This is a genomic window from Fibrobacter succinogenes, assembly GCF_902779965.1.
Lineage (GTDB): Bacteria > Fibrobacterota > Fibrobacteria > Fibrobacterales > Fibrobacteraceae > Fibrobacter > Fibrobacter succinogenes_F.
In genome coordinates, this window is sequence record NZ_CACZDK010000005.1 from 76776 (window position 1) to 99548 (window position 22773).

At 47.7% G+C, this 22773-nt stretch carries 18 protein-coding genes; 9 read left to right on the forward strand and 9 right to left on the reverse strand.

The features are described from left to right. The first annotated feature begins 5 nt into the window (after positions 1-5). Together HUF13_RS03980 and HUF13_RS03985 are read left to right on the forward strand one after the other, a co-directional pair. Positions 6-3101 (forward strand): type I restriction endonuclease subunit R, encoded by a 3096-nt coding sequence (locus tag HUF13_RS03980; RefSeq protein WP_304038791.1) that lies wholly within the window; start codon positions 6-8, stop codon positions 3099-3101. Further along, the gene (locus tag HUF13_RS03985; protein ID WP_173473919.1) at positions 3101-3802 is read left to right on the forward strand and encodes a M48 family metallopeptidase; all 702 of its coding nucleotides are present in this window, start codon (positions 3101-3103) and stop codon (positions 3800-3802) included. The genes HUF13_RS03980 and HUF13_RS03985 overlap by 1 nt, the downstream gene beginning before the upstream one ends. Before the next feature lie 36 nt (positions 3803-3838). On the opposite strand, the gene HUF13_RS03990 is transcribed toward HUF13_RS03985, so the two are convergent. Further along, positions 3839-4744, reverse strand: a complete 906-nt coding sequence (locus HUF13_RS03990) for a LysR family transcriptional regulator (RefSeq protein ID WP_173473920.1) — start codon at positions 4742-4744, stop codon at positions 3839-3841. Between the two features lie 254 nt (positions 4745-4998). Here HUF13_RS03990 and metE point away from each other — a divergent pair, with 254 nt between their 5' ends. From metE to HUF13_RS04010, 4 genes are all read left to right on the forward strand, one after another. After that, positions 4999-7266 (forward strand): 5-methyltetrahydropteroyltriglutamate--homocysteine S-methyltransferase, encoded by a 2268-nt coding sequence (gene metE / locus HUF13_RS03995; RefSeq protein WP_173473921.1) that lies wholly within the window; start codon positions 4999-5001, stop codon positions 7264-7266. A 473-nt stretch (positions 7267-7739) separates the two neighbouring features. Continuing rightward, a complete protein-coding gene (locus tag HUF13_RS04000) occupies positions 7740-8945 on the forward strand; it encodes a cytosine permease (RefSeq protein WP_173473922.1) in 1206 nt (401 codons plus the stop codon). Positions 8946-9022: 77 nt separating this feature from the next. After that, positions 9023-9853 (forward strand): pyridoxamine kinase, encoded by an 831-nt coding sequence (locus HUF13_RS04005; RefSeq protein WP_173473923.1) that lies wholly within the window; start codon positions 9023-9025, stop codon positions 9851-9853. Position 9854: 1 nt separating this feature from the next. Continuing rightward, positions 9855-10514 carry a TatD family nuclease-associated radical SAM protein gene (locus HUF13_RS04010; protein ID WP_173473924.1) on the forward strand — a complete coding sequence of 220 codons (660 nt, stop codon included), beginning with the start codon at positions 9855-9857 and terminating at the stop codon, positions 10512-10514. A 6-nt stretch (positions 10515-10520) separates the two neighbouring features. Here the strand turns inward: HUF13_RS04010 and HUF13_RS04015 are convergent, their stop codons facing one another. From HUF13_RS04015 to HUF13_RS04030, 4 genes are all read right to left on the reverse strand, one after another. Then, the gene (locus HUF13_RS04015; protein WP_173473925.1) at positions 10521-11855 is read right to left on the reverse strand and encodes an ATP-binding protein; all 1335 of its coding nucleotides are present in this window, start codon (positions 11853-11855) and stop codon (positions 10521-10523) included. 109 nt (positions 11856-11964) lie between these two features. Beyond that, entirely contained in the window at positions 11965-12852 is an 888-nt protein-coding gene (locus HUF13_RS04020; protein ID WP_173473926.1) for a hypothetical protein, read from the reverse strand. Between the two features lie 85 nt (positions 12853-12937). Further along, positions 12938-13366, reverse strand: coding sequence for a hypothetical protein (locus tag HUF13_RS04025; protein WP_173473927.1), 429 nt, complete (start codon positions 13364-13366; stop codon positions 12938-12940). Between the two features lie 113 nt (positions 13367-13479). After that, positions 13480-14799 (reverse strand): aspartate kinase, encoded by a 1320-nt coding sequence (locus tag HUF13_RS04030; RefSeq protein ID WP_072830594.1) that lies wholly within the window; start codon positions 14797-14799, stop codon positions 13480-13482. 338 nt (positions 14800-15137) lie between these two features. On the opposite strand from HUF13_RS04030, the gene HUF13_RS04035 reads away from it, so the two are divergent. Then, positions 15138-16082, forward strand: a complete 945-nt coding sequence (locus HUF13_RS04035) for a sigma 54-interacting transcriptional regulator (protein ID WP_173473928.1) — start codon at positions 15138-15140, stop codon at positions 16080-16082. A 5-nt stretch (positions 16083-16087) separates the two neighbouring features. Here HUF13_RS04035 and HUF13_RS04040 read toward each other — a convergent pair whose 3' ends face one another. The 3 genes from HUF13_RS04040 to HUF13_RS04050 all read right to left on the reverse strand — a co-directional run bounded on the left by HUF13_RS04040 (position 16088) and on the right by HUF13_RS04050 (position 19855). Continuing rightward, the gene (locus HUF13_RS04040; RefSeq protein ID WP_173473929.1) at positions 16088-17002 is read right to left on the reverse strand and encodes a PorV/PorQ family protein; all 915 of its coding nucleotides are present in this window, start codon (positions 17000-17002) and stop codon (positions 16088-16090) included. A gap of 262 nt (positions 17003-17264) precedes the next feature. Continuing rightward, the gene (locus HUF13_RS04045) at positions 17265-18797 is read right to left on the reverse strand and encodes a phosphomannomutase (RefSeq protein ID WP_173473930.1); all 1533 of its coding nucleotides are present in this window, start codon (positions 18795-18797) and stop codon (positions 17265-17267) included. 164 nt (positions 18798-18961) lie between these two features. Continuing rightward, a complete protein-coding gene (locus HUF13_RS04050; RefSeq protein ID WP_304038793.1) occupies positions 18962-19855 on the reverse strand; it encodes a hypothetical protein in 894 nt (297 codons plus the stop codon). Between the two features lie 22 nt (positions 19856-19877). On the opposite strand from HUF13_RS04050, the gene rsmA reads away from it, so the two are divergent. After that, a complete protein-coding gene (gene rsmA / locus HUF13_RS04055; RefSeq protein ID WP_304038795.1) occupies positions 19878-20750 on the forward strand; it encodes a 16S rRNA (adenine(1518)-N(6)/adenine(1519)-N(6))-dimethyltransferase RsmA in 873 nt (290 codons plus the stop codon). A gap of 153 nt (positions 20751-20903) precedes the next feature. Beyond that, entirely contained in the window at positions 20904-21785 is an 882-nt protein-coding gene (locus HUF13_RS04060; RefSeq protein ID WP_173473931.1) for an MBL fold metallo-hydrolase, read from the forward strand. A 202-nt stretch (positions 21786-21987) separates the two neighbouring features. Here the strand turns inward: HUF13_RS04060 and HUF13_RS04065 are convergent, their stop codons facing one another. Beyond that, positions 21988-22770 (reverse strand): YggS family pyridoxal phosphate-dependent enzyme, encoded by a 783-nt coding sequence (locus tag HUF13_RS04065; RefSeq protein WP_173473932.1) that lies wholly within the window; start codon positions 22768-22770, stop codon positions 21988-21990. Positions 22771-22773 lie beyond the last annotated feature (3 nt).

A 22773-nucleotide genomic window follows, 5' to 3' on the forward strand; every position in this document is an offset into this window, starting at 1 on the left:
AATCTATGAGTTTTACAAATCAATCAGACTTGATGCTTGAAGATAATGCGAGCAAGTACCCCGCCATCGAAGTGTTGGCGAAGCTAGGCTATACCTACATTTCGCCCGAAGAGGCCACCCAGGAACGCGGTACGCAATACAATGTGTTGCTCAAGGATATCCTCCGCAAGCAGCTCCAGAGAATAAACCAGTTTGAATATAATGGCATCGCCTATAAGTTCTCCGCCGAGAATATCGAGAGGGCTATTGCAGAACTGGATGTACCCTTGACCGAAGGGCTTGTAAAAACTAGCGAACGAATTTACGACGCCTTGATGCTCGGCAAGAGTTACCAAGAAAAACTGATTGACGGGACTTCCAAAAGTTTCAACCTGAACTATATTGATTGGGATAATTTTGAAAACAATGTTTTCCATGTAACGGAAGAATTCTCTTGCAACAGTTGGGATAAACAGAAAAATGCCCGCCCCGACATCGTCGTGTTCGTGAACGGAATCCCTTTTGCGGTTATCGAATGCAAAGCTCCGCATATTTCTGAAATGCAAGCTGTCGAGCAGAACATCCGTAACCAGCTCCCAGAATATATTCCGCAACTTTTCAAGTATGTGCAGATGGTCGTTGCGACCAACAAGAATGCGGTCAAATACGCCACCGTAGGTACGGGCAAGAAATTCTGGAACGTATGGCGCGAGCAGGATACGGAATGGCAAACGAATCTTGTTGATCAGATTGTTGCGGGACGTGTCCCGACGGAACAGGACAAGACTTTGATTTCGCTGTTCGAAAAAGAACGCCTGCGCAAGTTCGCCAAATATTTCGTCGTTTACGATGCCAACATCAAGAAGATTTGCCGTTACCAGCAGTTCTTTGCGGTTGAGGCGATTATGAAGACCATTGCAGAGAATGACTCCGCAGGCAACCGTCAGAGCGGCGTTATTTGGCATACGCAAGGTTCAGGAAAGTCGCTTACCATGGTGATGGTTTCCAAGTACATTCTCGAAGAATTGAGTTCCGTGAACCCGAAAGTCATTGTTGTTACGGACCGTAAGGAACTCGACAAGCAGATTGCAAAGACTTTCTCGCATACGCGAATGACTCCAGTGCGAGCCACTAGTGGAAAGAACCTTTGCGACCTTATTAATGAGGGCAAAGTTGATATCATCACTTCGATTATTAACAAGTTCAATACTGTCGATAATCAAGGTGTTAAGAATAATTCTAGAGACATCTTTGTCCTTGTCGATGAAAGCCACCGTTCGAACTACGGCTCGCTAGCGACCAAGATGCGTACAGTTTTTCCAAATGCCTGCTATATCGGCTTTACGGGGACTCCGCTTTTGAAGAATGAAAAAAGCACATTAAAGCGTTTCGGAAAGCTGATTCACAAATACACCATCAAAGATGGTGTTGAAGACAAGGCGATTGTCCCGCTGATTTATGAAGGCCGCTTTGTGGACCAAAAAGTCGATGAAGAAAATATCGATTTGTGGTTCCAGATGGTCACAAAAAAGCTAAACAAGGCGCAAATTGCTGAACTGAAAACGAAATGGAGTAGCATTCAAAAACTGACCTCTAGCGATTCTCGCATACGTCGCGTGGCAATCGACATCTATCAGCATTTTATGGACGGCTACAAGGAATCGGGATTCAAAGCGATGCTTGCTTGCAACTTCAAACGTGATGCAGTGCGCTACAAGCTGATATTCGACACGCTTTGCGACATAAGGACCGAAGTTGTGATTTCGGCTCCGGATATGCGCGAAGGCTACGATGATATTGATGAAAGTTCCGATGATCTTGTCGTAAAGTTCTGGAACAAGATGATGAAGCAGTACGGCAACGCTGACGATTACGAAGACACCTTGAAGAGCCAATTCTACGATGGTGAAATCGATATTTTGATTGTCTGCAGCAAGTTGCTCACGGGCTATGATGCGCCGAGAACGCAAGTTCTTTACATAGACAAGGAACTCAAGGATCACGGGCTGTTACAAGCGATTGCACGTACAAACCGTCTTTACGAAGGCAAGGATTTTGGCCTGATTGTAGATTATCGCGGACTTATTCGCAAGCTGGATTCCGCGATGGAAGTGTATAGCGGCGCCGGACTCGAAAATTATGATTCAGCGGACATCAAAGGCGTCGTCGTTGATGTTATGGCGTGCGTGGCGAGACTCCGCGAAACATATTCGCAGCTGTGGGATATTTTTGCTCCGATAAAGAATCGTAAAGACCCCGAAGAAATTGAAATTTTCTTGGCTGATATGGATGCTAGAGGCAAATTCTACGATGCGCTTTGTGTATTCGGTCGTGCATTCACGATGGTGATGAATTCCGAGAAAGCCTTTGCCGCATTTGATCGCAAGGAAATTGAGATGTTCCGCGACACCTTCGTCTTTTTCTCGAAGATTCGTCGCAGCGTGAAGATTCGCTATGCCGATGCATTAGACAATTCGGAATACGAACGCCAAATGCAAAATCTATTGGACACCTATATGTCCGTGAAAGATGTGCAGCAGATTTATGAACCGATTGATATTATGAATATCAGCGACTTTGACAAGGTCATCGAAAAACTGCCATCAGATAGGTCAAAAGCAGATGCCATCGTGTCGCACCTTACAAAGCGTATCAAATTAAACCGCGATGAAGACCCTGCATTCTATGACAGTTTTTCCAAGAGGATTAACGCTGTTCTGGAAGAGTTCAAGAACAAGATCCTTTCGGAAAAAGAATATCTAAAGCAGATGTTTGAAGTGATGGGCGATTTCCGTAAGGGCGATACAAAGCAGAAGTTCCCGGAAAAGATTGCGGGTGATTTGGACGCGCAGGCGTTCTACGGCGTAATTGATCCGATTCTGTCCGATAGTTATAAGCTGGAATCGGAAATTGTTGCAAACATTGCGCTTTCTATAACGGCAATTATTCGAAGACACGACACGGTCGACTGGAAAAACAATATCGACATTCACAATCGCATTCGACAAGACATTGATGACCTTTTCTACGAAATGGAATGTAAGCAAGGAATCGCCGTAGATTTAGACGATGTTGATAAAATCCTAGAAAGCGTCCTCAATGTCGCCATAAGGAGATTTTAATGCTCCGCACTGTTGATGTTGACGACAATGCAATTAGCTACACGCTAGAACGAAAGCCGGTCAAGAATATAAATCTGAGAATCAAGGCCGACCAAAGCGTCTATGTGTCCGCTCCGAAAGATGTTCCTGCAAAAACGGTCGATGCATTTGTCAGAGAAAAGTCAGCATACATATTGCGTGCCATTAAGAAATTTAAGGATAAAAATCGGCTAGATGCTTCGGAACATCAGTTTGTAGATGGAGAGACTGTCAATCTTTTCGGCAGAAATTTGCGGCTAAAAGTTCGTTACGCAACACGAAATAAAATAGAATCCGATGGAATCTATGTGACATTGTATGTTAAAGATGTGAATGACTCCGAACTAAAAAAAAGAGTCCTTGAAACTTGGCTTCGAGAAAAATGCAAAGACGAAGTAACATCCATTTGCCAAAAGGTTTACCCCAAAGTAAAAAAGTATGGAGTCGCATTCCCTGAAATTCAGATGCGAGAAATGGTTTCCCGTTGGGGCTCCTGTTCTCCGAAAAAAGGATTTGTCACCTTCAACACAGCCTTAATAGAAATGCCTGTTTCGTGCATAGAATATGTGGTAACGCACGAATTTACGCATTTTCTTTACCCAAACCATTCTCAAAAGTTCTATCAGCAGTTGGCAATATTTATGCCCGATTGGGAAGAACGAAAAAAAAGACTGGAAGGGTGATATTCACAATTGTTGATGAGTTGTTAAATAAATTCCCTACCGACAATGTTTCTTGAGCGCTGCAATGTACGCCTCAGCATAGCGTGATTTTGCGACGCCTTTGCGCATAACGTAACCGACTGTCATTTTGTCGTGAACGGCAAGCTGTTTGGCGATGATGTTCTTGCCGTTGAGTTTGTGGCTGATGACGCCGGAGCAGATGGTGTATCCGTCCAGGCCGATGAGCAGGTTAAAGAGTGTGGCGCGGTCGCGGACTTTGATGTTTCGCGGGCAATCGAAATCGATGGCAGTGAGGGGTTCTTCGGCAAAATAGAACGAGTTAAAGTCACCTTGTTCGTAAGTGAGGTACGGATAGGGCTGAAGGTCTTCGAGGGTGATTTTGTCTTTTTTCGCAAGCGGGTTCTTGGACGACATGAACACGTGAAGCGGTGTTGCAAAGAGCGGTTCAAAGACGAGGTTGTTCTTTTGGATGAGCTTGGTGATGACCTTTTCGTTTTTATCGCTGAGGTAGAGCACGCCCATTTCGCTTTTCATTTTGGCGACATCGTCAATAATTTCGTTTGTTTGCGTTTCGCGAAGCGTAAAGTCGTAGCTGGGGCCACCGAATTTGCGGATGACATCGACGAACGCGTTCACCGCAAAGGAATAATGTTGGCAGCTCACGGAAAAGATGGTGTTGCCGCCCTTGCCGCCTTTGTAGCGGTCTTCGAGGAGGGTCGCTTGTTCCACGACTTGCCTTGCGTACGAGAGGAATTCATCGCCTTCGTTTGTGATGGTGACGCCTTTATTGGAGCGGTTGAATATGGTAATGTTCAGCTCGCTTTCGAGTTCATGGATAGAGGCGGTAAGGCTCGGCTGCGAGATAAATACTCGCTTGGAGGCTTCGGTGATATTTCGCGTGTCCGCAATGGCAATGGCGTATTTAAGTTGTTGTAGGGTCATGATTAGGTATGGGGTTGTGGGGTCGCACCTTCGGTGCTTTGGGGTATGGGGTTTTATTGGTCATGTGCAGTCATTCTATATCGTACTACGGGACTTCTCCTTCGTTTTCATTATAAGATTACTTTATAACCAGTTATAAATCACCATAGATTTTTTCTATGGTGAACGTATAAAAAATAGTATTTTACCGATGATAAAAAGGGAGGTATATTTGGAGCGTTCAAAAAACAAAGTAAAAAGGTAGGTAAAACACTATGAGTAATAAAACATCTGTAATTGGTTTCCCGCGTATCGGTAAGAATCGTGAACTCAAGTTCGCAAGCGAAAAGTTCTTCAAGGGTGAAGTTTCCGAAGCAGAACTTCAGAAGGTCGCCGCCGAAATTCGCCTGTACGGCTGGAAAAAGCAACGCGAAGCCAATATTTCCTTCATTCCGTCTAACGATTTCTCGTTCTACGATAACGTTCTCGACACCGCATTTTTGCTGAATGTTATTCCGGAGCGCTACAGCAGCCTCGAATTGAGCACGCTTGAAAAGTATTTCGCAGCCGCCCACGGCTACCAGGGCGAAAAGGGCGACGTGAAGGCCCTCCCGATGAAGAAGTGGTTCAACACGAACTATCATTACATTGTTCCGGAAATTGACGACGCTACCGAACTTAAGCTCGTCGGAAAGAAGCCTGTCGAAGAATTTAACGAAGCCAAATTGGCCGGAATTGAATCCATTCCGACGGTTATTGGCCCTTACACATTCCTCCATCTCGCACGTTACAACGGTCAAAAGAAGGCAAAGGACTTTGTAGCAGCAGCAATTGCCGCTTATGCAAAGCTCGCCGACCAGCTCGCTACTGCAGGCGCCAAGTGGATTAGCATTGCAGAACCGGCTTTGGTTTTTGACGTCACCGCCGAAGAACGCGAACTCTTCAAGTCCATTTACGTTGAACTTATCAAGCAAATTCACGAAGTAGCCAAGTTGAAGATCAATTTGCAGACTTACTTCGGCGATATCCGCGATGTTTATGAAGATGTTATCGCACTCGGCTTTGACGGCATCGGCCTTGACTTTGTGGAAGGCCTCCAGTCTCTCGAACTTTTGAAGAAAGATTTCCCGAAGGGTACGGTTCTTTTCGCAGGCGTTGTGAACGGCAAGAACATCTGGCGTGCCGATTACGCACAGAAGAACGCACTCCTCGCTGAAATTGAAAAGTACGTGGCTGCTGAAAATGTGGTCGTTGGCACTTCTTGTTCTCTTTTGCATGTGCCTTACACGGTCGCTGCTGAACAGAAGCTCTCCGCCGACATTCTCAAGCACTTTGCATTCGCCGAAGAAAAGCTCGTAGAACTTGCAGAACTCGCAAGCGCTGACGCAGCCGCTCTCGAAAAGAATCGCGCACTCTTTGCAAGCGCACGCATCAACGAAAACAGCAATGTTCAAAAGCAGCTTGCAGCCCTCTCTGCTGCTGATTTCGAACGCAAGCCGAGCCGCCTTGAACGCCGTGAAGTGCAGAAGGCAGAATTCAAGTTGCCGGCATTCCCGACAACGACAATCGGTTCCTTCCCGCAGACTGCCGAAGTCCGCGCCAACCGTGCCGCATTCCGCAAGGGTGAAATTTCCAAGGAACAGTACGTTGCATTCAACCAAAAGAAGATCGCAGAATGCATCAAGTTGCAGGAAGAAATTGGCCTCGACGTGATTGTGCATGGTGAATTTGAACGCAACGACATGGTGGAATATTTCGGTTCCAAGATTGACGGCTTTGTGTTCACGCAGAACGCTTGGGTGCAGAGCTACGGTACCCGTTGCGTGAAGCCGCCTGTCGTTTGGGGTGACGTGAGCCGCAGCGCTCCGATTACGGTTGAATGGTCCGTTTTCGCACAGAGCTGCACCAAGAAGCCGGTGAAGGGCATGCTTACGGGTCCTGTCACGATTCTCAACTGGTCGTTCCCGCGCGAAGATGTTTCCTTGAAGACGCAGGCACAGCAGATTGGCCTTGCCATCCGTGACGAAGTTTTGGACCTCGAAAAGAACGGCATTCGCATTATCCAGATTGACGAAGCCGCTCTCCGCGAAAAGTTGCCGCTCCGCAAGAGCGATTGGCACAAGGAATACCTCGACTGGGCCATTCCGGCATTCCGCTTGGTTCACGCCAAGGTCAAGCCCGAAACGCAGATCCACACGCACATGTGCTATAGCGAATTCAACGACATCGTGCGCGACATCGACAACATGGACGCTGACGTGATTACGTTCGAAGCCAGCCGTTCTGACCTCAAGTTGCTCGACGCCTTGAACGAAGCCAAGTTCGAAACGCAGGTGGGCCCGGGTGTTTACGACATCCACTCTCCGCGCGTGCCGTCCGAACAGGAAATCGTCGATGCTCTCCACAAGATTATCGCGAAGGTCCCGCAGGCTAATGTTTGGGTGAACCCGGATTGCGGCCTCAAGACCCGCGGTGAAACCGAAACCACGGCAAGCCTCAAGAACCTCGTCGCCGCCGCCAAGAAACTGCGCGAAGAGAAGTAGTGAAAATATGTATGGATCCTCGTATTCACGAGGATGACAATTCGCAAAAAACTTACACCTCTACTGTCGTTGCTAGGCTACAACTATCTTCATTGATAGACAGATTCTAAGTTCGCTCTAGTCTATCGATCAAACCCTTGCAATGACGGTAAACGAATCAATCCCCGTGTGCATAATGCCGCGGGGATTTCTTATTGCCGGAAAATGGCGGATCATGCTTCGACATTGCATTCTATCAAAAATTACAAAAACCACGTACTAAGTATAAACTATCACTTCCCATTTTCTATAGTAAAAATCTATAACTCAGCATAAAAAAGTAGTATATATAAAGGGGCTTGCGACCACCCCACCCCATTGCTATCTTTGTGCCGTATTTGAAATAAAGGCGACCCCGGCACAGTGGCCGGGGTGACATGCTGAAAGGTCATCCCAGAACGGAGTCCGGGATGACAAACAACAGGAGGCGCAACATGGAAAAACGCACAGGACTTTTTGCAAATGGTATTATTTGGTTTGGCGTCGCCATCTCCGTTTCCGAAATCGAAGCGGGTATAGAAATTGGCGCAGCCGCCGCAAGGGATTCGCTTTGGCTCCCGCTCGTACTTGGGCACATTCTGGGCGGCATATTGCTCTTTTTCGTGGGCCTCATCGGCGCGCGCGTTCGCCTGAACGCCATGGAAACGACCAAATCCTCATTCGGCAAATACGGTTCCAAGTTCTTCGCCGCGCTGAACACATTCCAGTTGCTCGCCTGGGTCGCTGTTTTGAACGCTCAGGGCGCTTCGGCATTGGCAGGACTCAACTTGCCGATTTCATTCCCGCTCACGTGCGTGATTCTCGCAGCTCTCATCGCCGCCTGGGTTTACGTAGGCATCCGCCGTTCCGCAAACGTGACAACCATCGTGATGGCCGCTCTTACTATTTTGCTTGCAATTTTATCCGTTAAGTTATTCGGTCTCGGCAGCAGTTCAAGTGCCGCCGCTAATGTTGCAGGTGCCGCTGGAAACGCTGCAACCGCCACCGCGCTCAAGTTCTGGAACATTTTCGAAATTTCTATCGCCATGCCGATTTCTTGGTTGCCGGTCATTTCGGACTACACGAAGGATGCCGAAAAGCCCGTGAAGGCGACCGCCATCTCTGCCATCGCTTATTCTTTTGCAAGCCTCTGGATGTACATCATCGGTATCGAAATTTCGGGCATTGGTGCAAGCAATAACATCGCGCAAGCCATTCTACTTGCCGGCCTCGGCATCCCGGGAATCATCATCGTGGTACTCTCGACCGTGACGACAAACTTCCTTGCGGCAAACTCCGCAGGCGAATCTTCCAAGGCAATTTACAATAAAATAAATCCAAAAATTGCAGGTGTCGTCGTGAGTTTCTTGAGCGCTGCGCTTGCGATTTCGGGAATCATGGAACATTACATCAGCTTCCTTTACTTGATCGCTTCCGTGTTTGCCCCGATGGCCGCTGTTCTTTTAGTTTCGTTCTACTTCTCCAAGGATCGTACTGAATCGCTCGGCGTTTGGCTCTGGAACATTTTCGCCTGGCTCGCCGGTTTTATCGCTTACCAGGTGGCAGAACATTTCGATTCCGTTTTTCTCGGCCCGACCCTCCTTGCAGTCATCGTTTCGGCGGCATTCGCCTCCGTGCGGGTACTGTCGGAGAGAAAATAAACCGTATGGATTCCCTCCCCTATCGCTACGCTCCAGGGTCGAGAATGACTTATACATTTTTTAAATTATAGTCTGTCATGTCACAAAAAAAAATCGCGTTAATTAATGATGTTACAGGATTTGGTCGGTGTTCCATCGCAGTTATGGCACCGATCGTTTCGGCTATGAAAATCCAAGCGGTAACAGTTCCAACCGCTGTTCTTTCGGCGCACACGCAGTTCCCCGAATACTACTTCGACGATTACACTTCAAAAATGCGCGATTACATTCAAACCTACAAGGATTTGAATCTAACATTCGACGCCATCGCTTCTGGGTTCCTTGGTTCCGAAGAGCAAGTCGATATCGTGATTGACTTTTTCAAGACATTCAAGAAAAACGGCACATTCACATTAGTGGACCCGGTAATGGGTGATTACGGGCGACTTTACGAAACATACACGCCTAGTTTGTGCGAAAAGATGAAAGCACTCGTCCGTTACGCCGATATCTTGACGCCGAACCTCACCGAACTTTGCACCTTGACCGATGTAAAATACCGCGAAGAAGGATTCAACGATGCAGAGCTTGCTTGCATGTGTCAAAAACTTGCAGATCAAGGCCCAGAACATATCGTAGTCACGGGCATCCGCTACAACAGCAAGCAAATCATGAACTACGTCTACAGCAAAGGCGAAGAACCGCGAATCGTGATGGTGGACCGCATCGGCGGCGACCGCAGCGGAACCGGCGACGTCATCAGTTCAATCATTGCCGGCATGTATTTGAACGGGCATGATTTTTACGAATCCGTCAAAAAGGCGGCCGAATTCGTTTCCAAGTGTTTGCGCTACTGCGAAGACAACAACGTGCCCACGCACTGGGGACTTTGCTTTGAAATGTATCTCCGCGACTTGATGGAGGATTAAAATGGTTGTTTATACCGTAACTGGAAACGTCGGAGAAGCCGGCTATTTAGACATCGCGAACAGCGGCGATATTACAGGCAAAAACATTTACGTGAACATGACTAACCGCTGCCCGTGCAGCTGTGTTTTTTGCTTGCGCCAGACAAAAAAAATGATGGAAGGCAATTCGCTTTGGCTCAAAGGTGGCGAACCCAGCGTCGAAAGCGTGCTCGGCATTTTTGAAAAATACGATTTGTCCGTCATTAACGAACTCGTCTTTTGCGGCTACGGCGAACCGCTCGAACGTTTGCACGACGTTTGCAAAGTTATCGATTTTCTGCGCGGCAAATACCCGAAATTAAAGGTCCGTCTCAACACAAACGGACTTGCCAACTTGATTCACGGCGAAGACATCACGCCGCAACTTGAAGGACGTTTCGATACCGTTTCGATTTCGATGAACGCGCCGACCGCCGAAGAATTCCTCGAACTCACACGTTCGAGATTTGGCATCAAGTCGTTTGACGCGCTGAAAGAATTTGCAGCACTCGCAAAATTCCATGTGCCGAACGTCATCATGACCGTTGTAGAAAAAGTGATGCCCGAAGAAAAAATCAAGCAGTGCCGCAAAATTTGCGAAGAACTCGGCGTCACGCTGAGAGTCAGACCGTTCGAAGAATAAATCGTATTACACCACAGTCAACATAAATCCCATATACAGCGGAAGCGTAAGCACGGCCCCATTACGACCAACATTGTAATCACCAAGTTTTATCGCCTGCTCCACATGGTATTTTTCAAAATTCTTCAAGACCGTCTTCAACGACTTTGCATCTCCATTACGCGCCTTGCATTCTACAGGTGTACACTTACCTTGATACCGCATAACAAAGTCTAGTTCAATGCTACTGTCCTTATGGTAATAATAAAGCTTACGGCCCATTTTTCCAAACAAATCTGCAACCAGATTTTCAAAAATAGCGCCCTTATAGCCAAGCAAATCTCCACTCAAAATACTAGATTGCGTTCCATCTTCGAGCATTGAAATAAGCAGCCCGATATCGGACATATAAACTTTAAATTCGCTTTGGATTCGATTGCCATCCAAAGGCAATTCCGTAGCTTGAATATTGTAGCACCGACGAATAATTCCCGCGTCTTCAATCCATTGCAGGCTACCTGCATAATCACGGCCACGGCCTCCTGTACGCACTACATTATACGAGAACTTTTTGTATTCACGGGCAAGCTGAGCAGGGATGGATTCAAAGCACTCCCGAATATGAGACTTATCTGCAGGAGCGGCATACTTCACCATGTCAGCTTTATATTCATCGACAATCCTCTTCTGCACAGCAAGCACTTTGCCCACAATCCCCGTTTCAAAAAACGTTGTAACAACTTCAGGCATGCCTCCGACAATCACATACTGATGGAGCAATTCACGAAAACGATCATGCAGCGCCGAATCAACAGGCATTTCGTTCTGCAAGCAATCTTTGAGGTAATCAAAGTGCATCGGCTTTATGCCATTAGCCCAAAGCCATTCTTCAAAGTCCATCGGAACCATTTCAACAATATTTTCGAAGCCTACAGGTATAGACGCATCAGCCTCATCTTTCAGTTCCTTAGTCCTGTAACCATGAACTCCAAGCAAAGAACCCGTACACATGACTTCAAAACGACCATCCAAGTAAAAATACTTGAGAGAACTGCGTGCAAGTGGACAATCCTGAATTTCATCAAAAATAAAACATGTTTCGTAAGGTTCAATTTCAGCAGAAGGCATCGCTGCCGATATACGCATAACGACGGAGGATACAGAAACATCCGGAGTAAAGAACTTCTTGTAATCCGGATGTTCGCGAAAATCAAGATAAACAACATGCTTGAAATGACGTGTAGCAAAATCCATCACGCTACTTGTTTTTCCACACTGTCGAATTCCCTTCACAACAATAGGTTTATGGTGGGGTTCATGCAGCCAATCTTCTAGTATTTTATCAATTTTCCGTCTAAACACATTTTCCTGCCCAATTTTTAATAAATATACACATTTTCCTGCCCAATTTTTCAGAAAAATTACACATTTTCATAAAAACGGAATTATCAGCGGGCAATTTTTGCATCAATCACCCTTTTATTTTCTGCAGGCACGATTTCACCCACTCGGGTTTTATAAAGAATACCGCAATAGCAATCACAGTTGACGTATTGAAAAGGGTATGGAAAATAAACGTGAACGCAACATAAGAATCCATTTCAGGAACGCGAACAAAATACATTACGTTCAATAAAATTTGGAAAAGCATCATTAAAGAGCCGACCATTAAAGCCACGACATTCTTTTTTGCAAGTGCAAATACACCAACCGCTAGATTAACAACGCCAAAGAACGCAAGTTGAAACACAGGAGGCTGCATAAAAACAAAATGCGTCAAGCTGTTCAATCCGCTCACAATAAAACAGACTGCGCAAAGCCGGAATAAGCCTAAATTAAATGTTTCATCTGCAATGGCAATCTCGCTTTCATCATGCTTTTTAGAAGCCACAAAGAACGCCGCCACAGCAACGACAATGTTCACGTTAAAAATCAAGTTAATGAGATTCTGGGCAATATTAACTTGTCTTATTTCATTTTCCGTTAAAGCATTGATGGAACTGACGGCAAAAGCACCCAAGACAGCCCAAATTAGGAACAGCACGGCCAATATTTTTAGAACCTTTACGTTCTTTTTGACAAACGCAAATACCCCTAGCGCAAATAAAACAGCAACGGCCAAAACACCCAACACAAACGGAATGAAAACTCCCGACGCGATCAATAGCCCACCCATTCCAAGCAAATCTTCAAACGATGAAGTTGTAAGTGCACTCCACAGCGAACTGAAAAATCCGCCACGCCCTGCCATAACAGCCATGTTGATAACAAGGTTCAACAAGTTCACAATGAACACGATAACGCAAACTCTGAGTAAAGTCTGATTACCGTTGAATTGAAATTTTTCTCCTTCGCTCATTTGACCCCTCTATTATAGGATTAAATATTTTTCGTTCATTCAAAATTTTCTAACGCAAAGATACAATTTTTTGCAACGCATCCACTCATACATCTCCCTTAATATTCAAATACTTTTCCAGTTCAGGAAATGTTGAAAGGCTGAAAAAAGAAAATCGACCTCGAACAAACACAAAACCCGACCAACCCTTAATAAATGGAATATGATCTTTCAATCTTATAATTTTAAATCTATTGGGCTTCAATGCCACAGAATTTCCAAGTAAAAAAGTAATGCGCACAGATTCGTCTTCAAGGATTTCAACTTTTCTAGGATACAAGTGGAAAAATACAAACAAAATATAAAACTCAAAGATAATCAAACAAATAAAGAACCATTCATGACCTTTGTAGGCCCCAGAGTTCATCAAAGCCTGTATATTACAACCTATATAAGTCGCCATCAGAAAAATGCCCACATATGAGCCCCAAAGCCACAGCTTCGTTTTCGATTCATATACTTTATTTTCACTCATACGATGACCTCGTTCTAAAAATACAAAAAACGGCCCGGATTTTATTCCGAGTCGTTTTTGAAAATGTCACTGGGTCCTTCGTGGTTTCGCCACTCAGGATGACGCCATTGGCGTTATTTTACGAAAGCGGCATAGATAGCCTTGATGGCCTTTTCAGTATCGGCTTCGTCAACACCCGTGATGATGTTGATCTGGGAAGAACCCTGGTCGATAATGCGAACGTTCACCTTGCTTTCTGCGAGAGCCGTAAAGAGCTTTGCAGCAACACCGATCTTGTTCGTCATGCCGTGACCCACGGTAGCGATAAGAGCGATGCCCGGGAAAATCTTGATACGGTCCGGACGCATCTGCTGCGTGATGTCTTCGAGGACAACGTCCTGCACGGCATCGAGAGCCTTGGAATCCACGACGATGCTCATGGAGTCAATTGCACTCGGGCAGAGTTCGTAGGAGAGTCCTTCGCTTTCAAGCACAGCGAGCACGCGGCGGCCAAAGCCAACTTCCTTGTTCATCATGGACTTTTCGATGTAGATCATCGAGAAGCCCTTGCGGCCTGCAACACCCGTGATCGGGAGCTTTGCGCTTTCCGGAGTCGGGCCAATGATGGTGCCAGCGTCTTCGGGGCGGTTCGTGTTGCGGATGTTGATAGGAATCTTCTTCGCGCGGCACGGAGCGATGGATTCGTCGTGGAGCACGCTTGCACCGGAGTAAGCGAGTTCGCGAATTTCGCGGTAGCTCACGTATTCAATCGGGAGCGGATTTTCGACGATGCGCGGGTCTGCCATGAGCATACCCGAAACGTCGGTCCAGTTTTCGTACTTGGCAGCGTCAATGCCGTTGGCAAGGATTGCGCCAGTGATGTCGGAACCGCCACGGCTGAAGGTTTTGACTTCGCCACGGAGGTTAGAGCCATAGAAGCCCGGCAATACGTACAACTGATTTTCGTCGCCGAGAGCCTTTGCAATTTCTTCGTAGGTCTTCGGGGCAATGCGATACTTGTCATCGAAAGTGATGAGCGGGTAGCTATCGACAAAGTTTGCACCGAGGTACTTGGCCATGAGACGTGCGCAGAGGAATTCGCCGCGACTTACGAGGAAGTCGGTGCTCACGGATTCCGGATGGTTCTTGAGCTTGTCTTCGAGACTGTCGAGGTCTTCGGTAAGCTTGTCTTCAAGACCCAAATCCTTGCAGATTTCGTCATAGCGCTGACGGATCAGGTTCCACGGAGTCGAAAAGTCGAGTCCCTTGGAAGCGAGGTCGTATGTGCTGTAGAGGAGGTCGGTCAGTTTGGTTTCTTTCGGGTTACGCTTGCCCGGAGCAGAAACGACGATGACTTTGCGGTTCTTGTCACTTTCGACAATGGCCTTGATTTTCTTGAACTGACCTGCATCGGCAACGGAAGAGCCGCCGAACTTACAAACGATTCTAGACATTTTTTTTCCTTTGGGCCACCAAACCTCTCAGCTTCGAGCGCAACCGCTTTCCTCGCGATTGTCGTGCCCAAGCCTACCCATCTGGCCAGCCACTTGGTTATGCAGCGGCACTTTACCGCCGCGCGGACAAAGATAGAAAAAGTGTGCAAGGCGAGCAAGGCGCGAAAACCTGTTTTCGCATCTTTGAGCCGCAGCCACGGACGCCGTAGGCGTCAAAAAAGACGCGCAAGGTGTCAATGGTGCACGGCAAATTGACTAACAAAAATTTACAGGACAAACAAGTAAAAAAAACGTGTTTATAAGTAGGGAATCTCTAAACAGAGTGGCCAAGAGAATCTATGAAGAAACACGAAAAATTGATGTTCATCGCCGCAAAATCAAACATTCCAGTCCTTTTGCAAGGGGAATCCGGAGTCGGCAAAGAAATTGCGGCAAGGTTTATCCACGAGCACAGTCCACGGAATGGCGGGCCGTTCATTGCACTCAACTGCGGCGCCATCGCCAGGAATCTCGCCGAAAGCCTTCTGGAAGGCGCCAAGAAGGGTTCCTACACCGGAGCATCCATCGACCATCAGGGCATTGTGCAGGCTGCAAACGGAGGCACACTTTTTCTTGACGAAATCGGGGAAATGCCCTTCGACATGCAAAGCAAACTTTTGCGCATTTTGCAGGAACGTTCCGTACTCCCACTGGGGGCAACGCAAAACGAACCCGTTGACTTTAGGCTCGTGTGCGCCACGAACAGGGACTTGCAAAACGAAATCCGCGATGGCAATTTTCGCAAGGACTTGTACTTTAGGCTAAGCGCCTTCCCCATCGTAATCCCGCCGCTTCGCAACAGAGACGACTTTCCAGAAATTGCCGCAACATTATGGAGCGAAATCACAGCCAAAACTTTTGCAGAACAATTCCCGCTACGCAAAAACGAAATCAAGGAATTATCCAAATGCAATTGGCCAGGCAACATCCGCCAGTTAAAAAACGTTCTACAGCGTTACGCGCTTTTAATGCAGCACAATATTTCACTCGAAGAAATCCTCTCCGAAGAATTTTCACAGACAACGTTAAACGATATTCACGAAAATTTTGCATACCAAACCGCACGAGCATCGGCGCCAAATTGGGCGTTTATTCAAAAAGCACTAAACGAAAACAAAGGAAACAAGTGCAGAGCCGCAAGGGCATTAAAAATCAGTCGCGGATGCCTTTGCTACCAAATAAAAAAGCATGAGCTCCAAGAATGGAACTCATGCGAAAATTTTGGAAAGTGTTCGCTCGTCTAACGCGACTAGAACTTTACGCCAACAGCAATGTAGTGGTTGCCGCCTTCAAACGCAGGACGCGGGCTGTAAGCGTAATCGAATACAATCCGGCCAAACTTTACGCCAAGACCACCGCTAATTGCATCTTCAGTATCCGGGCGGAACGCATAGCCCATGCGGAATGAAAGCATGTCAAAATAAACGACTTCACCGCCAATCAAAAGTTGCGCCTTTGTATCGGCACGGCGATACGCATCTACAGACAAATGAATCATCCAGCGATCAAGAACCGGGATAAATCCAGTTACACCCGCCTGGAGCGCAAGCGGAGCCGCTTCTTTTTCGGACTCATACTTGCTTGCAAAACCGAGATTCGTAAAGTTAGCGCCAAAAGCAAAATACTGGTTTAAACGGAAAGAACCGCCAGCATCAAACGAGAAAAGGAAACCCGTTTCATCGTCAATCGTCTGCGTTGCAAAACGCATTGAAGCCGCCCAGTTAAAAATCTTGGAACGGCTACCGAAACCGGCCAAAAGCGACCAAGCGTAAGAACCGTATTCCGAAGTTTTGAGACCATTCTCGTCACGGCCTTCGATGTTGTCGTAACCTAAGAAGTCAACCGCAAATGCAAGGGTAAACTTATCCGCAATAGGCAGTCCGTAATAAGCCGAAACAAAATTATCGGCACCGCCTTCGCCAAAAATCACCTGACTCAAGCCAAATTCAGCTTCGTTAGCCACACTCATCGCAAGAGGATTACGCGAAACTTCCGAAACGCGGCCCGGATCAGCAACGCCAGCGCCCGAAAGAGCAGCCGCACGCGGCGAAACCTGCATCGACAAGAACTTCATTGTCACGCCACCCGGATCCAAATGCCAATACTCCCCAGCAAACGCGAGGGAACCTACGGTAAGCGCAAACGCAAGAATCTTTTTGAACATACGAGGTATAAGATACAAAAAAGTAGGAAGTAGGAAGTAGACAGTAGACAGTAAATGGGCTCGAGGTATGAGGTCGCTTCTCCCCATTCGCGGATCATGACTACATAAGTGCTAAAGCACTAAGTAGTCAAAGAGCTTTGAGCTATGAGCTGTATGCCTAGATAAAAATTCCATCGAATTTCAAAGGTTCATTAGCACCAACACTCAAAGGACCGAAGGTCCGACCTCATCGCTCATAGGGGCGCAAGCCCCGAGCTCACACCTATTTCCGCCAGCCTTCCATAATTTTGAGGCATTCGGCGAGGAGTTCTGCGCTGCGGTCCTTGCCTTCGGTTTCCACGTAGCAACGGAATTCCGGAGCGTTGCCACTCGGGCGCAAGTGGATGATGTCGCCGGAATCGAATTCCATGCGGTAGCCATCGACTTCGTTCAAGGAAACGATCTTGCCTTGGAACGTCTTGTCCTTTGCAAATTTGGAAGGCTTTGCAGCAAGCGCACCGAACAGCTTTTCGCCGAGATTCTTTTCGCGGATTTCGGCAAGCTTCGCCTTGGACTTTTCGGTCGGGAATTCCTTGAGGCGGTCGCTCACGGTAAAGCGCTTGGGCAACTTGCGGAGAATGTCCACAACGCACATGCGTTCTTCGCGGACCATGACCATCACGGCAATCATCGGGAGGAGCGCGTCACGCGTCGGGAGAGCCTTGAGCGTACGAGATTCACGCTTGTCGCCCTTCACAAATTCACGAGTCAAATCCGTTTCGAGCAAAAAGCCGCCATTTGCTTCATAACCGGCAACGCTTACACTCTTGTCGTTTGCATCGACCAGGCTTTCCATGCCAGCAATCACATACGGGCTACCAATGCGCGTGCGGCAAATCTTTTCGAAACTGCCGGACTTTTCGAGTGAAGTGTTGCAACTCACCGGAGTTGCAATGCGCTTGATACCAAGCGCCTGGGCAGCGAGGATGCCCAGCACGTCGCCACGGAGCCACATACCCACGTCGTCAGCCAAAAGCGGGCGGTCCGAATCGCCATCGGTGCTGAACACAGCATCCACGTAATCCTTGTGCGTAAATTCGCGGGCAAGTTCTTCATCTTCCTTGCGGATGGCTTCGGTATCGACCGGAACAAACACATCGCTACGGCCAAACGGCTTTACCGTCGCACCGAGGCTTTCGAGAACCTTCACCACAATGTCGCGGCCCACAGCGGAATGCTGGTAAACGCCAATCGTAAGTCCGTGCAGAGCATCGCTACCGAAAAAGTCAGGATAACGCTTGCAGTAATTTGCTTCGGCTTCCGCTTCAACCGCCGGAAGTTCTGGAGCATTTTTCAACATGCCATCCGCACCAAAAAGTGCTTCGTCGAAATCCACCGACTGCGACACGATTCCCTGTTCGTCGGCCTTCGTGATTTCGCCATTCGGGTGGTCGAACTTGATGCCATTACGGTCTGCCGGAATGTGGCTACCCGTCACCATGATGGTCGGCAAATGCTTATCGATGCCATACATCGCAATCGCCGGGCTCGGGATGCGACCGCAGTAAATGACCTTCCAGTTCGCATCGGTACCAGCCTGCACCAGCGACCTCAAGATGCGTTCCGTACTCGGGCGCAAATCGCCAGCAATCGCAATCGTATGTTCGCACTTGTAAGACGCTTCGCAGTACTTGATAAAAGAACGCGCGTACACATAGCACACACGGTCGGTCATAGCGCTCACGAGACCACGGGCACCGCTCGTACCAAACGCCACCCCGGACTGTTTCATCACATCTTGCATCGCAACGGACATAGAAAACCTCGAAATAGTGATTAGTGGTTAGTGGCTAGTGATTAGGATAGCAAATGTCAAAATGCATCTTCCTAAAATGCCGCTAAAACCACCAAATGATTTTACAAAGGATAAGATAGAAAAAGCTAGATGATGCTAAAAACTATTTGGATTCAATATGGGGGTTAAATCAACTTGCGGTCTTTGAGATCATCCATGATCCAACTGGGCATCCACTTTTCAAGTTTTTTATATTCAGCGTCCTTGAGATTGTTACGTTGTTCACTAGCTTTGGTCTCGTTGCCAGCATCATGGTAAATGCGGATTAGATTCAATACCGCGCTCCAGTAGCGAATGGATTTCCCAGTGCGAGCGAGATAATCGGCGGCACTTTTCTCGTAAGCCGCAGCGGCTTCGTCATAGCGTTTGAGTCTATAGAGCATGTCCGCCTTGATTTGGAACATAATCGGATGGTTTGGCGCTTTTTTAAGACCAAGTTCAGCAAGTTCCAAACCCTTTTGGAAATCCTTACGATCGAAGTATATCCAAATGAGCGGTGTCAAGAACAGCGGCCAAAAACGTTTCGACTTGAGAGATGCCTCATTAAGTATTTGAAGATACGTTTCGCGATTATCCGATTTGAACGGAAGCCAAACTAAGCTATTGTCTATAAAGTAAGCATAAACAGCATAAAATGCTTGCGACTCCAAATCCGAAGACTTTTCGAACAACTTTGCTGCCGAACGCGTTTGCAAAGCGCCCTTGATGGCATGGCCAGTTTCCAAAAGAACATACCCGATTTCATAATTACGGAGAGCATCCCAAAGCCCTTCGAGCTTACAAGATTTCAAATTCTTAGCAGCGGCCTTTATCGAGGCTGTATCGCCTTTATCATCGTACAGGCTTACACCAATGATGCCTTGAAAAAGGCAGCCCACACCATCGTTTTCAAGGCGGAGCTTGCGCGCCAAATTGAACGCCTCGACATAGTCGAGTTCCATCGTCTTTTGAGTAATCTGTTCTGCGAGTGCATTTTGCGACGGTGAAAGCGCAAAAGAAAGCCCATCGGCAAAAGCCACGCCGCATACCAAAAAACACGTTATGATTATTCTCGAAAACATTGATTCCAATTTACAAACTTTTGACGTTGCGCACCACACGCAAGCGTCAACACCATTTTCTATATTCGGCATCATGGATAGAGCACGCCGCCGTAAATTCGGACAAAACTTTTTGGATGTCGAAACCGCCACCGCCATCGCAGGCGATTTACCCGCTGACGCCGGTGAATTCGTTCTTGAAATTGGGCCAGGTCACGGCGCACTTACCGAACACCTGCTCAATCGCGGGCTAGAACTTACCGCTGTCGAAATTGACGAGCAGTGCGTCGAAGTCTTGAAAGAAAAGTTCAAGGACTACAAGAACTTCAACATTGTCAACATCGACTTTTTAAAGTTCGACTTGCAGGCATTCCTGGATGCACACGAAAAGCCGTGGGTTACCGGCAACTTGCCGTACAACGTAAGTACAGCCATTATTGCAGGGCTCATGCCGCGATTGCATTTGACCAAGGGCTTTATGGGAATGGTGCAGCTCGAAGTTGCCGAACGCATTTGCGCTGAGCCCTGCTCCAGCAATTACGGGAGCCTTTCCGTGCTCGTTTCCGCATTCGCAAACACGCAAATTTTGCGCAAGATCGGTCCAGAACATTTTACGCCAAAGCCGAATGTCGATAGCGCCACGATGCTTTTGACACCGCGCGAAGATGCCATCCAAGCGCCCGACGGATTCTTTGACTTTGTCCGCACCGCATTCACGCAAAAGCGCAAAACACTTGCCAATTCGTTCGGCAGAAATTACGACAAGAAAAAAATCCAGACGACCATCGAACTTTTGGATTGGCCCACTACCATCCGCGCCGAAGAACTCAGCCCTGAGCAGTTTTTGAATTTCTACAAGGCGTTTATGCAATAGCTCCTCACCCGTCATTCTGAGCAACGCGAAGAATCCAGTAAAGGTTCGCAGCATTAACAGTCACACTTCGTCAATCCAGCGTCCTTGTCATTCCCGCGTCCTTGTCATTCCCGGCTCGACCGGGAATCCCCCTCCCCCCCCAAAAAAAGAAAAATGAAAATCAAAATTCTCATAGACAACATCAGCGGTTACGTTCGCGACATTCGCAACACTTGCGATTCTTGCACAGTCGAAGTTTCGCAAAAGCAATTAAAGGGTGAATGGGGCCTTTGCGTCTACACCGAATTCAACGGCAAGCGCATTTTGCTCGACACAGGAGCCTCCGCACAATTCGCCAAGAACGCCGCTTTCATGGGAATTGACCTCGCTTCAATTGATGCCGGCGTTTTGAGCCATGCACACTACGACCACGCCGATGGCATGCAGGAATTCTTCAGAAAGAACGACCACGCCAAATTCTACTTGCGCGACGCCGCCCGCGAAAACTGTTACCATACGCACAAATTCTTAAAATTTTTCACGTACCAAGAATACATCGGCATCCGCAAAGGAACGCTCAAGAAAAATGCCGAACGCATCGTATTCGTCAACGGCGACGTTGAAATTTTCCCAGGAATAGCCCTCGTCGGCCACAAGACGCCAAACCTCGATGAAATCGGCAAACGCGCCCACATGAGCGTCAAGGAAAACGGCAAATACCGCCCCGACAGTTTCGACCACGAACAAAGTCTTGTTTTCGATACGCCCAAAGGACTGTTCATCATGAACAGTTGCAGCCACGGCGGTGCCGACAACATCATCAAGGAAATCGAAGCGACATTCCCCGGCAAGCCAATTTACGCCATCCTCGGCGGATTCCATCTGTTCCGCACGCCAGACGACCGCGTGAAAGCATTCGCCGAACGCCTCCGCGATTTGAACGTGCAAAAAATATACACAGGCCATTGCACCGGCCAGCGCGCTTACGAAATTCTGCACGACGTACTCGGCGATAAAGTCGAACAAATGCACACCGGCATGGAAATCGCGATATAAAAAATAACTGGATTCTAGCCCATAAAGCTTAACTCTACTAAGGTGCAAAGCCCCAAGTATCGTATATCGGACGTTCAGTCCTCAGAATGACGGCTTTCACTATGTGGGATCGTTTGTGAGCAACAAGTTCTTGATATCAATCAAGAACGATTGCGAGAGTGAGCGCATATTACACTTCACCTTTAGCTTTAGCGCGAACGGTCTATAATTGTTTGCTATAGTCGCGTTCGCCGAAGAGTGCCGTTCCCACGCGAATCATCGTAGAGCCTTCTTCGATGGCGACTTCCAAATCAAGCGTCATGCCCATCGAAAGCTGATCGAATTTTGCAAAGGCGCCACCGCGCGCCAAGAACTTGTCGCGAAGCCCACGCAAGAACGCAAAGCACTCGCGGCTATCTTCTGGAACACCCGTATTCTTGCCAATCGTCATGAGGCCGCGGAAACGCAAATGCGGGAATTTTTCGCTCTTGCCATCATCAGTGGCAGCACCCGCTTTTGCAGCAAGATCGTTCAAGAAAGCTTCGGCTTCGTGAACGTCCAAGCCGCTCTTCGTTTCTTCTTCGCCCGCGTTCACTTGGAACAAAATATCGAGAACCTTGCCCTCGCCATTTGCAGCTGCAGCACAGACCTTCTCCAGTTTTTCTACCGCTTCAATGCTTGCGATAGAATGGATGCAGTCGGCCACAAGCGCCGCCTTTTTGAGCTTGTTACTTTGCACCGGGCCAATCACGTGGCAACGCACGCGGCTTCCGTCCTTTGCCGTGCGCGGCTCGGAAAATTTGAGTTCCGCTTCTTGCACGCGGTTCTCGCCAAAGTCCGTTGCACCCAAAGCAATCGCATTTTCCACAGCTTCTGCCGGGTGGAACTTGCTCACCCACACAAGCTTAACCGAATCACGGCTGCGGCCCGCAATCTTGCAAGCCTCGCCAATCCTTGCTTCGAGAGCTGCAAGGTGCTCGCGCATTTCGTCAAGAGTAAATTCCATAGT